The following is a 17,459-nucleotide window of genomic DNA, read 5'->3' as shown; positions in this document are numbered from 1 at the left end:
TCAAATTAGTATACTTGCCTAGTATATTCCGTCAATCAAAACAGCTTATAAGTGTTATTTTAGAACAATATCACTTGCTATTTTAAAGCTAATCCTAGGTATGAATCCTCTATTTCCAAAAGGCCGCCATGTTTTAACGAACTTATTTCTGTATGCATCAAAGTGCAATCCGTGTGGTGCGCAAAGTACGTCGCCTCTATTAAGTAAAATCTTCAAGGCATAAGTCCCAGCAATACCTGCACATAAATTGACTGCCATAGGCGTTGAAGGCCCTTTTTTTTGTTTAAAACTAACTCGAGTTTCGTCAACCAAATAAGAGCGCTGTAACATAGCGGGAGATAGGCCTATCAAGAATTGAATGAGCTGCTCATCTTCTGTTGATTTATCTTTAAACCGAAAATACTCTTCGTAAGACATTTTACCTGGCATGAAACAGAGAAATGCACATCCCATACCTAAAGGAGCAGCAGTGACAACCGGTATGTTTTTTTCATAACACTTTTGAAAAACAGTTTTTCGCGCGTCTAAAGCAAAAAAATCAAGCGCATCAACATATAAGTCCACGCCATCTAAAAAATCATCCACATTATGAGAGTAAATACCTTCGGGGAATGATTTAATATCGGCATCAGGATTAATATCTTTGGCCATACGCTCCATGACATCAACTTTTTGCTCACCTAATGTTGAAATAAAGGCCCCTGATTGTCGATTAAAGTTATGTACTTCGAAATCGTCAAAATCAGAAATGTTAAAATTAGCTATGCCTAAACGTGCAAGCGTTAAAAGATGAACTCCGCCAACACCTCCTGCACCGGCTATAGCAACTCTTTTATTTCGTAAGCTTTGTTGTTCTTCATTTGTCACCCAGCCTATGTTTCTGGAAAATGCTTTATCGTAGTCAAACATGCGAGATATCCATTTTTATCTTTAGATATAATTGAGCTAAGTATAATGCAATTATTTGAAAATAATAAAAAAGGCCAATATTAATATTGGCCTTTGGCTGGTTTATCATTGTGATTTTAATAATCCACAAGCATCGAATAATGTACTGTTTGGTTGAATATCTTTATATTCATTATGTGCAGTAATTAATACTTGATAGTCAGCCCAGTTATCCATTTCTTCTAGGGTATTAACACGAGGACAATCCCACTGTGCAACATGAGGATCGTGATAGCAGATATCATACCCTAAGTGTTTTAGTGCTTGATATATTGGCTCTGCAGGCGTTTCTCGACAATCGTCGACATTAGGTTTATAAGCCACACCAAGTAAACCAATTTTTATCACGCCTTGTGTTTTTGCTATCTCATCTACTTTAATCGCTATATTTAGTGGGCGTTTATCATTGATACTTCTAGATAATCTAACTAAATCACCGTTTTGAGTATTTTCAACTAAGAACCATGGGTCAATTGGAATACAGTGACCACCTACGCCTGGTCCTGGGGTTAATACATTTACACGAGGATGTTTATTGGCAAGTTTAATCACTTCATAAACATCTACATTAAGTTCTTCACAAATTTCTGCTAATTCGTTCGCAAAAGCGATACCCACATCACGAGAAGTGTTTTCAACCAATTTAATGCATTCTGCAGTGGTTAAGTCTGTTAAGAACACTTCCCCATTGACGAAGCTCTGGTAAATTGTTTTGACTTTCTGTTGAGCTAACTCGTTTGAAGCACCGATAATTCGGTCATTATTAACTAGCTCATGCAAGGTTTGGCCTGGGATTGCACGTTCTGGACAATGTACTACATCAATCTTTAAGTTTAATGCTTGAAAACGTTTTGCTACTGCTAAACTTGTTTGCGGAGATATCGTCGATTCTATTATCACCGTTTGACCGTCTTTTGCTACTTTCGCAATAGCATCGGCAGCGGCGAACACATAGCTCCGATCACAACGGTTGTCTTTGTGGGGAGTTGGCACCGCCACTAGGTAAGTATCACTTGATGGAATATCGATAGAGGCCTTTAAAAAACCTTGTGTAACAACATTATTAATTAACTCTGGTAAGCCAATTTCATCAAAAGGACAATTCGCGTTATTAATACTGTCGACTTTAGCTTGGTTTAGATCTACGCCAGTGACGGAATAACCGGCCTGCGCTAATAAACTAGCAATAGGTAACCCCATATAACCCATGCCGATTACTGCAATCGTTTCGTTTTTAGCAATGATTTGCGTTATTTCAGCTGGTTTATTTTTGCCTTCAATGATATCTAAAATGTATTCAGCAACGTGACCATCACCAAATGGATTTACCCATGAATAACTGTCTTTGCTTAACCATTGTTTAGCTGCTGCAACGGCTTTATCTGCATTACGACCAACAAGTTCACTGGCTCCAGCCTCCACCGCTTCAGGGCGTTCAGTATTTTCACGTAATGTTAAACTTGGCACACCCAGTAAACAGGCTTCTTCTTGGATGCCGCCTGAGTCAGTTAAAATTAATTTGGCATGCTTTTGCAATTGAATAAAATCGAGATAGCCAACCGGTGGAATTAACTGTAAATATCTAGGCAGTTCAATATTAAATTCTTTTAATTTAGACTGTGTTCTAGGGTGAATTGGCCAAACGATAGTACCTGTATAGTTTTGATGCATTTGCTCAAATAAATTCAATAACTCTAATAAATTTGATGCAATATCAACATTTGATGCACGATGTGCCGTTACAAGAAAGTATTCACCTGCTGTTAGGTTTAACTCGGACAGTATTTGACTTTTTTGTGCGGAAATCTCTAAATGTTGGAACAACGAGTCTGAAACTGTATTGCCCACTGTATGAATTTTTGAAGAATCAATGCCTTCAGCTTTTAAGATACGTTCTTGATTTGGACCAACGGCGAATAAATATTCACTAATATGATCTGTCATTATTCGGTTTGTTTCTTCCGGCATTGTTTTATCATAACTACGTAAACCAGCTTCAATATGACCGACTTTAATGTTTAATTTCGATGCAGCTAAAGCACCGGCTAAAACTGTATTTGTATCGCCTTGAACTAATACAACGTTAGGTTTTTCTTCTAATAAAATAGGCTCCATTTTTATCAGAATATTACCTGTTTGATTACTGTGTAAGCCAGAGCCTACACCTAGGTTATAATGTGGTGTGGGAAGTTGTAACTCTTCAAAGAAAATGCTGTCCATCTCTTTAGAGTAATGTTGATTAGAATGAATGATAAAATAGTCGATTTTTCTTTTATCACATTCCCTTATTACGGGCGCCATTTTTATTATTTCAGGGCGCGTGCCGACAATGATTCCAATTTTCATTCATTTTCCTTTGTACATATTAAGCAAAGTAGATTTAATACAGATATTTTATTATAAACGGTTATTTGTTCATGAAACAATTGCAGTGCTATATTTTAATTGCTCTTGGGGAGTTGTTTACAAATATCTTCCCGTATAGAAAGATAAAGTGCAGAGAAACCTGGGGTAAGATTTTCTAAAAATATATTGGGATTAATATAATAGGGCGCTCTTTTGCCATGATACTCAATCGCATCGCCAATTTGGATAAATTTAATGCCAACAAATTTCATACTTCTTGCTAATCGTGGCTCCATCATTACATAGACATGATTAATTCCTGTATTAATAGCCATGGTGGCTGCGGCCATATATAAACCGATAGCAATAAAAGGAAAACAACGTAATTCAGTTTCTGAGTAGGTAACTTCACTGATTGCACCGACGGCAGAACCTTTAAAATTATCTGTTGCACGACGACGAAAATCTGACTTAACGGCTAATCGAGATATCTCGCAAATTTCGTTGCGTTTAAAGTTTTTAGGATGTAGTGATTCATCTTGGATGGATGCTAAACAATACTTTTCAATCGGTAATAATTCGTTTTTATTTTGTGCCCTTACTACTCTGACACAGCTAGTGTATACATTCGATGGTTTGTGTTTAATCATGGTAAAAATGGATTGATCATCAAACTCATCCTTTTCTTTCCCTTCCTCTTTAATTTCTTCGAACGCTAATTCTTCGCAATACACATTGTGACGAATTTTAAATACTTCATCTTTTAGTGCTTGGGTAGTTGCTACTTCCGGCTGTAAAAACTTAGTAAAATGCTCGGCAATGCTTTTAGCGTCGTGATTTACTTTCATCGACACCAATTTCTTAGTGACATCACCAACCATTGGAGTATTCAGTAATTTTTTTGTCCAGCCCATATTTATAACTCTTAAAATTAATCAATTAAATTTCTATGAATCCATTCTATATAATTATGATTCTAAACAAGAAATATTAATGTAGAATATATTGTTTAGTTAAAGTATAGGATAGTTTTATTTTATTTTTTTTATAAAACGAAAGTATTTTTATGAATGATTAATTTACATTTTTCAAATACCAAGGCATAGCTTCAGATATTCCGTCTTGAATTCGGTGACTAGGCGAATAACCTAAATTCTTTATCGCTTTTGAAACATCGGCTTGAGAATGACGGACATCACCGGCACGAAAATCTCGATATTCAGCATCTTGTTCAACATTGACATCACTTGCGATTAAAGCCGATTTAATTGAACTAAATAAATCATTAAGTGTGGTTCTATCACCAACTGCCACGTTATAAACGTGCGCTTTTGCATCGTCTTGTGCTGTTGCAGCTAAAATATTCATTTGTACTGTGTTTTCGATATAGCAAAAATCTCGACTTGTTAAACCGTCGCCATTTATAAAGACTTGTTCACCTTTGATCATAGCTGCAGTCCACTTGGGGATAACTGCTGCATAAGCTCCATCTGGATCTTGACGACGACCGAAGACATTGAAGTAACGTAACCCTATACATTTAAAACCATAAGTTCTTGAATACACATCGGCATATAATTCATTCACATATTTAGTCACTGCATAAGGTGATAACGGGTTGCCAATATTTTCTTCTACTTTTGGTAGTGCGGGATGATCGCCATAAGTTGAACTACTGGCGGCATAAACAAAACTTGCAACATTGTTTTGCTTAGCGGCTTCAAGCATATTTAAAAAACCAGTGATGTTTGCTGAGTTAGTTGTGATTGGATCTGCAATTGACCGTGGTACTGAACCTAATGCGGCTTGATGTAACACATAATCAACATCCTTGCTTGCTTTTATACAAGTATCAAAATCGCGAATATCACCTTCAATAAAGCTAAATGTCTGCCACTGGTTTTCTGTAACCAAACTTTTAACTTCATCAAGGTTTTTTTGATAGCCAGTGGCAAAGTTGTCTAAACCAATGACAGTTTGATTGAGTTTCAACAACATTTCTAATAGGTTAGAACCAATAAAGCCAGCAACGCCCGTTACTAACCATGTTTTTGGGGTATTAATTAACTCTGTTTTTACTTGTTCAAATTTTGACACGAGATCTTCCTGTAATTTTTATGTGGTATCGATCCACTATAAACGCATATCGACATTGTTTTTATCAAGTACGCATTTTAAATCATATAAAACATGGCTATCTTTACCATAAGCTTTTATAGCATCTATGCCTAAGGCTTTAAATTGATCGTGGGCAACCGCTAAAATGATAGCATCGTAATGGTTGTTTTTGGGTTCAGCAATAAGTGAAACACCATATTCATACATGGCTTCTTCGCTAGCGCATAGCGGGTCAACAATATCGACATTGACATTGTATTCTTTTAATTCATGAACAATATCTATGACTTTAGTGTTTCGTAAATCAGGACAATTTTCTTTAAAAGTTAACCCCATTACTAATACGTTTGCTTGATCAACTTGGATACGTTTTTGCAACATGCCTTTTACGAGTTGCGAGACGACATATTGACCCATACCGTCATTTAAGCGACGGCCAGCTAAAATCATTTCAGGATGATAACCAACCGATTGTGCTTTATGTGTTAGGTAATAGGGATCTACACCAATACAGTGACCGCCAACTAAACCTGGACGGAATGGCAAAAAGTTCCATTTGGTTCCGGCTGCTTCTAATACTTCAATGGTATCAATATTCAGGCGATTAAAAATGATTGAAAGCTCATTGATGAGGGCAATATTGACATCGCGTTGGGTATTTTCGATTACTTTTGCAGCTTCAGCCACTTTGATTGAGGATGCTTTATAAGTTCCCGCTGTAATGATTGAGCGATATAGTGCATCTACTTTTTCTGCAATTTCAGGAGTTGACCCAGAAGTCACTTTTAAAATGGTTGGTAATCGATGGGTTTTATCACCAGGATTTATTCGTTCAGGAGAATAACCGACGAAAAAATCTTGGTTAAATGTTAGCCCTGAAACTTGTTCTAAAATAGGAACACAAGCTTCTTCGGTTGCACCAGGGTAAACGGTCGATTCGTAAATGACGATAGAATTTTGAGTGATTACTTTGCCGAGTAATTCTGACGCTTTTTTTAGTGGTGTTAAATCAGGTTGTTTATGTTCATCGATAGGCGTAGGAACGGTCACAATATAATAATCACAACCTGTGATGTCAGCAGGTTCGCTTGAACAACTTAGAAAAGTAGCTTCACTGAGTTCAGCAGAATCAACTTCTAAGGTGCGATCAAAACCTTCATTAAGTTCTGTAACTCTTGGTTTGTTGATATCAAAACCAATAGTTTGAAATTTTTTACCAAACTCAACTGCTAATGGCAATCCTACATACCCAAGACCAATCACTGCAACCTTTGCACTTACTAACTGTCCCATAACCTAATCCTAAATCAATTTTTAGTTAAACTATTCTTGTTTCGCTAATTTTTCGACTATTCAAAATACTAACATCACTTTTATTGTATCGATAATACAGAAAATTAACTAGATATAACTACTAATAGATTTTTAGCTTTAAGGTTTAACTCTCTTGGTAAAAGTCGAGGGGGAAATCAATGGCTGATCAAAGCTTAGTTTGTCGATAATGCTTTTACTTTCATTGGTAATATTTTATTAGCGGTATGGTAACCTTTAAAATACAGTGCCTCTTTTTGTGCTGGGTTCATGGTAAAGTCCACCGCGGAGGAAAGACCTGTATTGACAACAACAGTATTATGCCAAAAAGCATCATTGATATATTCTCTTGAAATTGTCGTCATAAAGGTTCGGATCAGTAAACTAATATATTGAACGATAGGAAACATACCTTTTATTTTTATTTCATCGTATTCGTAATCTCCTTTTAGTCGAAAACAAATTACAGGCGTACCATCTTCAGCCCAATCACGGTGCAAAGCGTCTTCAGATAAAATACTGCCATCAACCATTAAATGTTTACCAAACTTCTTAAAGCTAAATACTAAAGGAATTGACATGGAAAACCGCACAGCAAGTGAGACTTTTAAATCGGGGGTATTTTTTTTATTAAAAATAACGGGTTTTCCATGAGCGACATCGGTGGCAACAACATGTAAGTTGTAATCCATCTCTTTAAATGTTTTTCCTTCTAATAAACGGTCCACCCAACGCTCAAAAACATCTCCCGAGCTTAAACCCCCGTTTCGAATTAATTTGATTAAAGAAAATTCTCGAAACTGGTTATAGTCAGTATTTAGCGCGATATGCTTAACCTCTGGCAGAGTTAACCCTGAAGCAAAAAGGCTTGCAATAATACTACCGCCGGATACACCAACGATATCGTCAAATTCAACATCAAATTCGCCTAGCGCTTGTAAAATTCCTGCATGAGCGGGTAAACGAGTGCCACCACCAGCGAAAATAGGGACAATTTTCTGTTTATTCATGTACTATCCGAAAGTGTAAAATGCTTTTGATAGATAAAAGGCTTAATTAACTTATTGTAATTATGATAGATAATTCTATTTATGCGAATTTTTAAATAAATCTTTTACCTGTTACCTTTTATTTTGAGGACGCACTAATGTTTAGGTTCTTAGTTATTTTGTTCAGTGTTGGTATTTCTTGCTCTGCACTTTCTGCACAATTAATTGAAACAATTGCGAAAATTAAACCTTCGGTTGTTGGCATTGGTGTATATACGCCGACAGGCAAACCGAGAAACAAACTACAGGGGTCGGGGTTTGTCGTGGGAAATGGTCAATATGTTGTGACAAATCATCATGTTGTACCTGAAGTGTTAGATGATAACTTATTACAATCTGTGGTGGTATTCGTTGGCTCAGGGGATCATGCCAGCGTTCGTAAAGCAACATTATTAGATTCGTCAAAAAGATACGATTTAGCTATTTTAAAAATTGAAGGTAAACCTTTGCCTGCAATGCAATTAGCCAGTGAATCTTTAGTTCCAGAAGGTAGTTATGTTGCTTTCACTGGTTTTCCAATTGGCGCAGTTCTGGGATTGTATCCGGTTACGCATCGAGGGATTATTGCTAGCGTTTCACCCACTATCACACCGGTTGATAATGCAGGCAATATTAATATTGCCATGTTAAAGCGGTTACGTGATCCTTATTTAGTTTATCAATTAGATGCTACGGCTTATCCAGGTAATAGTGGTAGTGCGTTATATGAAATTGAAACAGGTAAAGTGATTGGCGTGATCAATAAAGTATTTGTTCAGCAGAGCAAAGAAGGGGTTATTAGCAACCCAAGTGGTATCACTTATGCTATTCCAGTCAACCATGTCATTGAGTTATTAGAGAAAAATAATATCAACTATGAGTAATATTAATTATTAGCAGTAATGGCTGGTATTATGATGATTATACTAGAAATGAAAATATAGATTTAAGCTGAAGTTAATCAGCTTAAATCCACTTATCATTATTTTAAATAATGACTTTAGACGTTGTAAAAGTCTTTATACCAATCTACAAAGTGACTGACACCGTCGGGTACTGAAACAGAAGGTTTATAATTAGCTATTTGATATAAATCTTCAACGTCGGCATACGTTTGATATACATCGCCGGCTTGCATCGGCATAAAATTCTTTTGTGCCTTCATGCCTAAAGACGTTTCAAGTGATTCAACAAAATCGAGCAATTTTACCGGGTTTCCATTGCCGATATTAAACACTTTATAAGGTGCTGAGCTCATCGATGCTGATCCTGTTTCGACACTCCAATCGGCATTTTTTTCTGGAACAATGGCTTGTATTCTTAAAATTCCTTCCACAATATCGTCAATATAAGTAAAGTCTCTTTGCATATCGCCATGATTGTAAATATCGATAGGGTTTCCTTCAACGATAGCCTTGGTAAACTTAAACAGCGCCATATCTGGACGGCCCCAAGGACCATAAACCGTAAAAAATCTCAATCCAGTAGTAGGAATATCGTATAAATGAGAGTATGTATGCGACATTAACTCATTGGATTTTTTCGTTGCGGCATATAATGAAATAGGGTGGTCGATACTGTCTGAGGTTGAAAATGGGGTTTTATTGTTTAAACCATAAACAGAACTTGAAGAGGCATACACCAGATGTTCAACATTGTTATGACGACAACCTTCCAAGATCGTTAAATGACCAATCAAATTTGAATCTGCATAAGCCATTGGGTTATCGATTGAATAGCGAACGCCTGCTTGCGCGGCCAAGTGTATTACTCGATCAAATTTTTCTTGAGCAAATAACGTTGCAATGCCTTCGCGATCTGCAAGGTCTAATTGGATAAAACGGAACGAATCAAAAGGAGCGAGCTCTTTTAAGCGTGCATGCTTAAGAGAGACATCATAATAATCGTTGAGATTATCGATACCGACAACTTGGTGGCCTTGAGCACATAATTTTTGCGTGACATGAAATCCAATAAAACCGGCTGCTCCAGTGACTAAGTATTTCATTTTATGCGTTGACCTTTTTGACACTATCGCCACGTCCTATTGCGTAATAAGCAAAGCCGCGTTCATTTAATAACTGTGGATCATATAAGTTACGGCCATCAACAATCACTTTAGTGGTTAAAGCGTTGCCAATAAGATCAAAATCTGGAGCTCTAAATTGACTCCATTCGGTACAGACCACTAAGGCATCAGCGCCTTTTAAGGCGGACTCTTTGGTGCCCATTAAGGCTAAATTGTCGTTATCATTAAAGATTCGCTGACATTCTTCCATCGCTTCTGGGTCATATGCTTGTACAATTGCTCCAGCTTGCCATAAGGCTTTCATTAATACGATTGAAGAAGCTTCGCGCATATCATCGGTTTGTGGTTTAAATGATAAGCCCCAAATTGCGATAGTTTTTCCGGCAAGGTCGCCCTTAAAATGATTACTCAGGTGAGTAAATAGTTTTTGTTTTTGTGCATAGTTTACTGATTCTACTGCTTCTAAAAGTGCCGGTTTGTAATTAATTTCATTAGCTGTGCGCACGAGTGCCTGGACGTCTTTAGGGAAACAAGAACCACCATAGCCACAACCAGGATAAATAAATTGATAACCAATGCGAGAATCAGAACCAATGCCGTGGCGAACTGCTTCGATATCAGCGCCAAGTAATTCTGCAAGGTTAGACATTTCGTTCATGAACGAAATTTTTGTCGCCAGCATACAATTTGCAGCATATTTGGTTAATTCAGCCGATCTGACATCCATAAATATCATACGATCATGATTGCGATTAAAGGGCGCATAGAGTTCACGCATCGCGACACGAGATTTTTCATTTTCTGTACCAACGACAATACGGTCAGGTTTCATACAATCGCTAACTGCAGCGCCTTCTTTTAAGAATTCAGGATTTGAAACCACATCGTAAGGGATACTCTGTTTTCTTTTCGCTAAAACTTCCGCTATTTTCGCGGCTACTTTATCTGCAGTGCCAACCGGAACGGTTGATTTATCAATGACAATTTTTTCATCTGTCATATAAGTGGCGATGGTTTCGGCAACGGCTAAAACATATTTTAGATCCGCAGAGCCATCTTCGTCAGGCGGAGTACCTACAGCAATAAATTGAATAGTACCGTGTGAGACACCTTTTGCAGCGTCAGTGGTAAAGTTTAATAAGCCATTCTGATAAGTTTCTTCAACCAGTGGTGTTAATCCTGGCTCATAAATTGGAATGATGCCTTTTTTTAGGTTGTCAATTTTCTGCTCATCAATATCCACACACATCACATCATGACCAACTGAGGCTAAAACAGCGGCTTGTACAAGACCGACATAACCTATTCCGAATACGGTAACTTTCATAATTTCCCTAAAAAATTGCTTCTATATGCATTATATTAATTTTAATTGACTTTGCTCTCAATAACAAAGCATTGAAAGGTTTATTGCTTTCCAATAACGCTATAAATAATTTGGTTATTCGGAGATTAATTGCTTATTATCAGCAGAAAATTGAGGCAATAATTTTGATATACCTACTAGTTGAATATCATGTTCGGCAAGTTGGGGAATTAAATATTGTAATGCCGTCATAGTTTCCGGGTGTGGATGCGCAATGGCAACCACTCGTTTGTATTTTTTTGCTTGATTAATTAACTGTGCAAATTGACCACTGATATATGCTTGGCTAAGTTCATTATCAAGAAACAAGTGTCGACTTAAATTTGGTACACCAAAATGACGGGCTAACTTCCTTGCCTTGCTATTCTCAGTTGTCACACTATCAATAAAAATCAACCCATTGTCTTTTAGGAATCTCATTGTCCAAGCCATCGGAGAATATAACTTGGTTAATTTGCTACCCATATGATTATTGATGCCTATCGCAAAAGGAATTTCAGCGAATGAGTCAGCCAAACTACTTCTAATTGATGCTTCATCCATTTCAACCGTTAGTGCTCCCGGTCCTAGGGTTTTACCGTTTTCAGCTTCCATCGGAATATGCAAGATCACATCTTTATGCTTCGCATTGGCTAACTCGGCTAATTTTTTGCCAAATGGAGTATGAGGCAAAATCGCATAAGTGACGGCGCCGGGCAAATTTAAACTAGCATTATCTGTTTTACGATAGCCAATATCGTCAATTATTATGGCAACTTTTGCTTGTTGAGCAAAAGCGACATTCGTGAACAATAATAAAAGTAGGGGGAATATATAACGCACAATTAATATGACAATAGTTTTCTTGTGTTCAGAGTAACAGGTAAGTTTTTTCAAATCGAGCTTTAGCGTTATAAAGCAGTGTAAAAAGATCCGACAGTGGGTGTTTAGCGACAATTTTCAATTAGCGACACCAGAGTTTAGGGTTAACCGCTTGGCCGTTGTGTCGGATTTCAAAATATAGCGCTGATTGTGATTGGCCACCACTTTGTCCCACAAGAGCAATAGGCTCACCCGTTTCAACACGTTCTCCTACTGATTTTAATAAGGCTTGGTTATGACCATATAAACTCATATAGCCTTCGCCATGATCAATGACGGTGACTAAACCATAACCTTTTAACCAATCGGCAAATAACACCGTACCGTTATGAATGGTTTTCACTTGTCTGCCTAATGGCGCAGCCAATAACACACCTTTCCATTTAAGATAATCTTGCTTTCTTGAGCCAAAGCTTCGATTGATTTTACCTTTTACCGGCCAAGATAATTTGCGCTTTAATTTACTTAAGCCGTTTAAATCAATTTCTTGTTTACTTAACTCCGCCATTCTTGCTAAAGCTGATACTAAATCGGCTTCTTCTTGTTCGAGTTTCGCCAGTTTTTGTTTTGAGGTTAATAATGCTTTATTAAGTTGTGCAACGGTTGCTTTGCGTTGCTTTTTGTTTTTCTCTAAAGCAAGCTTTTGTTGATTCTGTGTGCTTTCTAGTGATTGCAGCTGTGCAGCTTGTTGCTGTTGCTGGTTAGTAATTTCAATTAATTGAGCAATGGTTTGCTTGTATTGATCAATTTCATTGATGCGGGCTTTATTTAAATACTGGTAATAAGTCAGATTTCGTTGAACACTGCCCGGATCTTGTTGGTTCAACAACAACTTTAAATAATCATGATGACCAGTTGAGTATGCTGTACGTAATTGTTTTGCCAGTACCGCTTCTTGTTGTTTTTTTGCTTGAATTATTTGGCTCTTTTCTTTAACTAATTCGTTTAACCGTTTTTTTGTTTGTTTGAGTGAAGCATGAGTTTTATTAAGTGCTTTGACGATTTTTGCAATGGCGAGATCATCATTTTTTAGTTGTGTTAAGAGTTTTTGCTTTTTGCTACCCACTTGTTTAATGGTTGTTTTTTGTTTGCTGATGGCGCTTTTAACGTCAGAGAGTTTCTCATTTGTGCTTTGTTGGGCGTAAGCTTTTTGGTTGCTGCTTTCTATGAATAACAGGCATAAAAACAGCACGAGACCGCATGTGACACGTGCTGAAAATTTATAACGGTTATGTAGCATATTCATTTTTATCGAAAGACTTTTATTAAAATTAAGTGAATTCGATATTATTATGAATCAAGCTCCATCAAATTAGTACCAGTCATTTCTTCGGGTTGTTCCATCGCCATTAAATTTAAAATGGTTGGTGAAATATCACTCAGTGCTCCCGTTGATGCTGGCGTGGCTTTTCTGCCTACATAAATTAAAGGTACAGGTTCACAAGTATGCGCCGTGTGTGCTTGGCCAGACGAGTTATCTACCATTTGCTCAGCATTACCATGATCGGCAGTAATTAAACATTCACTCCCGGTTTTTTCAAGCACTTTTAATACCCGACCAATACTGCTATCTACTGCTTCACAGGCTTTTACCGCAGCGTCAAATTTACCGGTATGACCAACCATATCACCATTAGGATAATTACAAACGATAAAATCGTGCTCACCACTTTCTATGGCTTCAACGAGTTTATCTGTCAGTAAAGTCGAATTCATTTCTGGCTGTAAATCATATGTCGCCACTTGTGGAGAAGGAATCAAAATGCGTTCTTCTCCTTTGAAAGTGTCTTCTTTACCACCACTGAAAAAGAAAGTGACATGCGCATATTTTTCAGTTTCAGAAATTCGTAATTGAGTTTTGTTGTGTTTTTCTAACCACTCGCCTAAAACATTATTTAATGGTGCCGGCGGAAAGGCGCAACTCGTGTTAATGTCCGCCGCGTATTGTGTCAACATAACAAAGTCAGCAAGTTTTGGCGTTTTTTGACGAGAAAATCCGTCAAAATCAGTATCAACAAATGAGCGAGTAAACTGACGAGCACGGTCTGCTCTGAAATTCATAAAAATTACGCTGTCGCCGTCGTTAATGCCAATGACTTCCCCTTGTGGATTGGTAATAGCACTCGCTTTAACAAATTCGTCATTTTCATCACGTTGATAAGCAGCTTCTAAAGCTTCAACGGCGTTTGAGAATTGATATTCGCCTTTACCTTGAGTCATTAAATTATAAGAAGTTTCTACGCGATCCCAACGTTGATCTCTATCCATGGCAAAATATCGGCCAATAATAGAAGCAATTTGACCACTGCCTATTTCAGCAAATTTATCTTGGGCTTTTTCTAAGGAGGCTTTGGCACTTCTTGGTGGCGTATCTCGACCATCTAAAAAGGCGTGTAAATATATTTTCTCTGCACCACGTTCTTTAGCTAAGTCGATCATGGCAAGTATATGATCTTCATGACTATGCACTCCACCTGGCGACATTAAGCCGCATATATGCACCGCATTATTATTGGCTACGGCTTTATCGACCGCCTGACAAAGCGCTGGAGTTTGTTGAAATTCATTATCGTCAATGGCTTTTGTGATTCGGGTAAAGTCTTGATAAACAATGCGTCCCGCACCTAAATTCACATGGCCGACTTCAGAGTTACCCATTTGACCGTCAGGCAAACCAACTGCCATGCCTGATGTTTGAATAAGCATGTTAGGGTAATTAGCCATTAAGTTATCAATAACAGGGGTTTTGGCATGAAAAATAGCATTAGACTGTTCATTTTCACGATAGCCCCAGCCATCTAGAATGATAAGTACGGTAGATTTTTTGTTCGACATACTGTTCCCGAAGTTCAAATAAATGAAAATTAGATAATAGATTCCGTTTATTATATCAATGTGAAATGGGAATTTCTCTAACTGCTCTAGACAAAATTGTTCTATTGCATATCGAGAGTTAAACAATAATTAACTGTAAATTGATAAAAATGTCGTTTTTACGCTATAAAAAATGCCAGTAATCTGTATACTGTCGAGAAATTTTTTGTAGATAAATATTAGATCATTTATGGAACAATTCAGTTCATTTTTAGCAAGTCACCCGATGTTAAGTGCTGCTTGGGTGGGTATCTTTATAGCGATTATCGTGACAACTATTCGTATTAAAATGTCACCTATCAAACAATTAAGTCCGCAGGAGGTCACTTTTACTATGAATCGTGACAACGGCATTGTTTTAGATATTCGTGCTGAGAAAGATTTTAAAAACAGTCATATCATCGATTCGAAACATATTAGTGCTGAAAAACTAAAGAATAATGATTTTTCGGCCCTTGAAAAATATAAAGATAAACCCATTATTGTTGTATGCGCAGCTGGGATTACTGCAAGTAAAGCGGCCGATCAACTTTTAAAAGCAGGCTTTACTAAAGCGAGTTTGCTTAAAGGTGGTTTGAACGCATGGACGGGTGCAGGTTTACCGGTTGTTAAAAAGTAAATAACGTAAGGTCTCTTAATTTTAAGGTTTATCATGGCAGTTGAAATTTATACTAAAGTAACTTGTGGTTTTTGTATGAGAGCAAAAATGCTTCTCGATCATAAACAAGTGAACTACACAGAAATAAAAATTGATAATGATGCGCAATTAAGAGAACAAATGATCCAACGCAGTCAAGGCGCATTTACCGTTCCACAAATTTTTATTCACGATCACCATGTGGGTGGTTGTGATGAATTATATGCGTTACACGCTCAAAACAAATTAGATACTTTATTGCAAGGTGAAGTATAAACAACTTAAGCAAAGTAAAAATAACAAGTTTTTTACTTTTTTATTAATTTTTAAACATGCAGATTGCATGAAGCATAGGAAGTACACTCATGGCTGACGAAATCCAAACAAACGAAGGCGCAACAGAGCAAAAACAAGAAGCACCACAATTTGCTATTCAACGTGTTTACACGAAAGATATTTCTTTTGAAACACCAAATTCTCCTGCTATTTTTCAAAAAGAATGGAAGCCTGAATTACAATTAGATTTAGATACGCGTTCTGCAAAGTTATCAGATGACACTTATGAAGTGATTTTAGCGTTAACAGTAACGGCGACAGTTGAAGGACAAACCGCTTTTTTAGCGGAAGTTCAACAAGCGGGTATTTTCACTATTGGTAATTTACCAGAAGCACAATTAGCTCATACTATTGGAGCATTCTGCCCAACTACTTTATTCCCGTATGCACGAGAGTCAGTGGCAAATTTAGTGAATCGTGGTTCTTTCCCACAAATTAATTTAGCACCTGTAAATTTTGACGCTTTATTTGCTTCCTACGTACAAAAAGCGAAAGAGCAAGCTGCTCAAGCACCAGCAAGTGCAGAAACGCACTAATAAGTGCGAGCAATATTTAGCCGTGAAAAGTTCAGCTAAAATTAGTGTAATAGGGGCTGGTTCGTACGGAACAGCCCTAGCTATATGCTTTGCGCGCAATGGTCATGAAACTTTATTGTGGGGGAGAGATCCTCAACATATTAGTAATATGGCTGCTTCACGCAGTAATGAAAAATATTTACCCGGTAGTAAATTTCCTGAATCATTATCTTTATCAAATGATTTAGCAGCGACCATTCAAGCAAGCGACAATGTTTTAGTAGTGGTGCCGAGCCATGTCTTTGGTGACATGCTAAAGCAAATCAAACCTTATCTACGTGCGAGTGCAAAAATTGCTTGGGCAACAAAAGGTTTAGATCCGCAAACAGGTAATTTATTGCAAGACGTTGCGCGAAAAATTCTTGGTGATGAAATTTCACTAGCTGTGCTTTCCGGTCCTACGTTTGCAAAGGAGATGGCCACAGGTTTGCCGACCGCAATTTCCTTATCATCTACCGATGATGCTTTTGTTGCTGAATTATCCGATTTACTGCATTGCGAAAAAACATTTCGCGTATATTCCAATAACGACTTTATTGGCGTGCAATTAGGCGGCGCAGTTAAAAATGTTATAGCTATTGGCGCAGGCATGGCTGATGGCATAGGTTTTGGTGCGAATGCTCGAACCGCCTTGATCACTCGCGGTTTAGTGGAAATGACTCGTTTAGGCGAGGCACTTAATGCGCAACCCACCACTTTTATGGGGATGGCAGGTTTAGGTGACTTAGTATTGACCTGTACCGACAATCAATCTCGTAATCGTCGTTTTGGCTTAGCATTAGGTCAAGGAACCAGTGTTGAACAAGCGATGGAAGATATTGGTCAAGTAGTTGAAGGTTATCGCAATACCAAAGAAGTGTATATGCTTGCTGAGCGCATGAATGTTGAGATGCCAATCGTCGAACAAGTTTACCAAGTATTGTACTGTGGAAAAAATGCAAAATTAGCCGCTTCAGATTTACTTTCGCGAGAACGCACTTACGAATAATATTGCCTCGTAAAATAGTTTATAACCAATTCCAGCTTTTCT

At 37.5% G+C, this 17,459-nt stretch carries 16 protein-coding genes; 5 read left to right on the top strand and 11 right to left on the bottom strand.

Annotation, left to right across the window (positions count from 1 at the left end):
* Positions 1 to 54 precede the first annotated feature (54 nt).
* The 6 genes from RM573_RS09335 to RM573_RS09310 form a co-directional block, all read right to left on the bottom strand.
* Complete coding sequence (locus RM573_RS09335; protein WP_311580697.1) at positions 55 to 909, bottom strand: ThiF family adenylyltransferase; 855 nt, start codon at positions 907 to 909, stop codon at positions 55 to 57.
* A 105-nt stretch (positions 910 to 1,014) separates the two neighbouring features.
* Positions 1,015 to 3,294, bottom strand: coding sequence for a non-hydrolyzing UDP-N-acetylglucosamine 2-epimerase (gene wecB / locus RM573_RS09330; protein ID WP_311580692.1), 2,280 nt, complete (start codon positions 3,292 to 3,294; stop codon positions 1,015 to 1,017).
* A gap of 95 nt (positions 3,295 to 3,389) precedes the next feature.
* A complete protein-coding gene (locus RM573_RS09325; protein ID WP_311580688.1) occupies positions 3,390 to 4,208 on the bottom strand; it encodes a PEP-CTERM/exosortase system-associated acyltransferase in 819 nt (272 codons plus the stop codon).
* Between the two features lie 160 nt (positions 4,209 to 4,368).
* Entirely contained in the window at positions 4,369 to 5,391 is a 1,023-nt protein-coding gene (locus RM573_RS09320) for an NAD-dependent epimerase/dehydratase family protein (RefSeq protein ID WP_311580685.1), read from the bottom strand.
* A 36-nt stretch (positions 5,392 to 5,427) separates the two neighbouring features.
* Positions 5,428 to 6,705: a Vi polysaccharide biosynthesis UDP-N-acetylglucosamine C-6 dehydrogenase TviB gene (tviB, locus tag RM573_RS09315; RefSeq protein WP_311580680.1), complete on the bottom strand. Its 1,278-nt coding sequence runs from the start codon at positions 6,703 to 6,705 to the stop codon at positions 5,428 to 5,430.
* 194 nt (positions 6,706 to 6,899) lie between these two features.
* Positions 6,900 to 7,733 (bottom strand): patatin-like phospholipase family protein, encoded by an 834-nt coding sequence (locus RM573_RS09310; RefSeq protein ID WP_311580677.1) that lies wholly within the window; start codon positions 7,731 to 7,733, stop codon positions 6,900 to 6,902.
* Positions 7,734 to 7,870: 137 nt separating this feature from the next.
* On the opposite strand from RM573_RS09310, the gene RM573_RS09305 reads away from it, so the two are divergent.
* Complete coding sequence (locus RM573_RS09305; protein ID WP_311580674.1) at positions 7,871 to 8,635, top strand: S1 family peptidase; 765 nt, start codon at positions 7,871 to 7,873, stop codon at positions 8,633 to 8,635.
* Positions 8,636 to 8,751: 116 nt separating this feature from the next.
* On the opposite strand, the gene RM573_RS09300 is transcribed toward RM573_RS09305, so the two are convergent.
* From RM573_RS09300 to gpmM, 5 genes are all read right to left on the bottom strand, one after another.
* Positions 8,752 to 9,759, bottom strand: coding sequence for an NAD-dependent epimerase (locus RM573_RS09300; RefSeq protein WP_311580671.1), 1,008 nt, complete (start codon positions 9,757 to 9,759; stop codon positions 8,752 to 8,754).
* A gap of 1 nt (position 9,760) precedes the next feature.
* On the bottom strand, positions 9,761 to 11,107 hold the full coding sequence (locus RM573_RS09295) for a UDP-glucose dehydrogenase family protein (protein ID WP_311580668.1): 1,347 nt from the start codon (positions 11,105 to 11,107) through the stop codon (positions 9,761 to 9,763).
* A gap of 114 nt (positions 11,108 to 11,221) precedes the next feature.
* A complete protein-coding gene (locus RM573_RS09290) occupies positions 11,222 to 12,022 on the bottom strand; it encodes a divergent polysaccharide deacetylase family protein (protein ID WP_311580664.1) in 801 nt (266 codons plus the stop codon).
* A 67-nt stretch (positions 12,023 to 12,089) separates the two neighbouring features.
* On the bottom strand, positions 12,090 to 13,253 hold the full coding sequence (locus tag RM573_RS09285; protein ID WP_311580661.1) for a murein hydrolase activator EnvC family protein: 1,164 nt from the start codon (positions 13,251 to 13,253) through the stop codon (positions 12,090 to 12,092).
* A 44-nt stretch (positions 13,254 to 13,297) separates the two neighbouring features.
* A complete protein-coding gene (gene gpmM, locus RM573_RS09280) occupies positions 13,298 to 14,842 on the bottom strand; it encodes a 2,3-bisphosphoglycerate-independent phosphoglycerate mutase (RefSeq protein WP_311580658.1) in 1,545 nt (514 codons plus the stop codon).
* A 229-nt stretch (positions 14,843 to 15,071) separates the two neighbouring features.
* Here gpmM and RM573_RS09275 point away from each other — a divergent pair, with 229 nt between their 5' ends.
* The 4 genes from RM573_RS09275 to gpsA all read left to right on the top strand — a co-directional run bounded on the left by RM573_RS09275 (position 15,072) and on the right by gpsA (position 17,417).
* A complete protein-coding gene (locus RM573_RS09275; RefSeq protein WP_311580655.1) occupies positions 15,072 to 15,500 on the top strand; it encodes a rhodanese-like domain-containing protein in 429 nt (142 codons plus the stop codon).
* Positions 15,501 to 15,533: 33 nt separating this feature from the next.
* Positions 15,534 to 15,794, top strand: a complete 261-nt coding sequence (gene grxC / locus RM573_RS09270; RefSeq protein ID WP_432280231.1) for a glutaredoxin 3 — start codon at positions 15,534 to 15,536, stop codon at positions 15,792 to 15,794.
* 89 nt (positions 15,795 to 15,883) lie between these two features.
* Positions 15,884 to 16,390: a protein-export chaperone SecB gene (secB, locus tag RM573_RS09265; protein ID WP_311580652.1), complete on the top strand. Its 507-nt coding sequence runs from the start codon at positions 15,884 to 15,886 to the stop codon at positions 16,388 to 16,390.
* A gap of 22 nt (positions 16,391 to 16,412) precedes the next feature.
* Positions 16,413 to 17,417 carry an NAD(P)H-dependent glycerol-3-phosphate dehydrogenase gene (gene gpsA, locus RM573_RS09260; protein ID WP_311581185.1) on the top strand — a complete coding sequence of 335 codons (1,005 nt, stop codon included), beginning with the start codon at positions 16,413 to 16,415 and terminating at the stop codon, positions 17,415 to 17,417.
* Positions 17,418 to 17,459: the final 42 nt, after the last annotated feature.

Source organism: Thalassotalea castellviae (genome assembly GCF_031846185.1).
GTDB lineage: Bacteria > Pseudomonadota > Gammaproteobacteria > Enterobacterales > Alteromonadaceae > Thalassotalea_H > Thalassotalea_H castellviae.
The sequence above is the reverse complement of the archived record's forward strand: the minus strand, read 5'-3'. Positions and strand labels throughout refer to the sequence as shown.

What these genes read in the sequence shown, in the direction of transcription:
- RM573_RS09335 (WP_311580697.1), bottom strand. Translation starts at nt 909, where the DNA reads ATGTTTGACTACGATAAAGCATTTTCCAGAAACATAGGCTGGGTGACA.
- wecB (WP_311580692.1), bottom strand. Translation starts at nt 3,294, where the DNA reads ATGAAAATTGGAATCATTGTCGGCACGCGCCCTGAAATAATAAAAATG.
- RM573_RS09325 (WP_311580688.1), bottom strand. Translation starts at nt 4,208, where the DNA reads ATGGGCTGGACAAAAAAATTACTGAATACTCCAATGGTTGGTGATGTC.
- tviB (WP_311580680.1), bottom strand. Translation starts at nt 6,705, where the DNA reads ATGGGACAGTTAGTAAGTGCAAAGGTTGCAGTGATTGGTCTTGGGTAT.
- RM573_RS09310 (WP_311580677.1), bottom strand. Translation starts at nt 7,733, where the DNA reads ATGAATAAACAGAAAATTGTCCCTATTTTCGCTGGTGGTGGCACTCGT.
- RM573_RS09305 (WP_311580674.1), top strand. Translation starts at nt 7,871, where the DNA reads ATGTTTAGGTTCTTAGTTATTTTGTTCAGTGTTGGTATTTCTTGCTCT.
- RM573_RS09300 (WP_311580671.1), bottom strand. Translation starts at nt 9,759, where the DNA reads ATGAAATACTTAGTCACTGGAGCAGCCGGTTTTATTGGATTTCATGTC.
- RM573_RS09295 (WP_311580668.1), bottom strand. Translation starts at nt 11,107, where the DNA reads ATGAAAGTTACCGTATTCGGAATAGGTTATGTCGGTCTTGTACAAGCC.
- RM573_RS09285 (WP_311580661.1), bottom strand. Translation starts at nt 13,253, where the DNA reads ATGAATATGCTACATAACCGTTATAAATTTTCAGCACGTGTCACATGC.
- gpmM (WP_311580658.1), bottom strand. Translation starts at nt 14,842, where the DNA reads ATGTCGAACAAAAAATCTACCGTACTTATCATTCTAGATGGCTGGGGC.
- RM573_RS09275 (WP_311580655.1), top strand. Translation starts at nt 15,072, where the DNA reads ATGGAACAATTCAGTTCATTTTTAGCAAGTCACCCGATGTTAAGTGCT.
- grxC (WP_432280231.1), top strand. Translation starts at nt 15,534, where the DNA reads ATGGCAGTTGAAATTTATACTAAAGTAACTTGTGGTTTTTGTATGAGA.
- secB (WP_311580652.1), top strand. Translation starts at nt 15,884, where the DNA reads ATGGCTGACGAAATCCAAACAAACGAAGGCGCAACAGAGCAAAAACAA.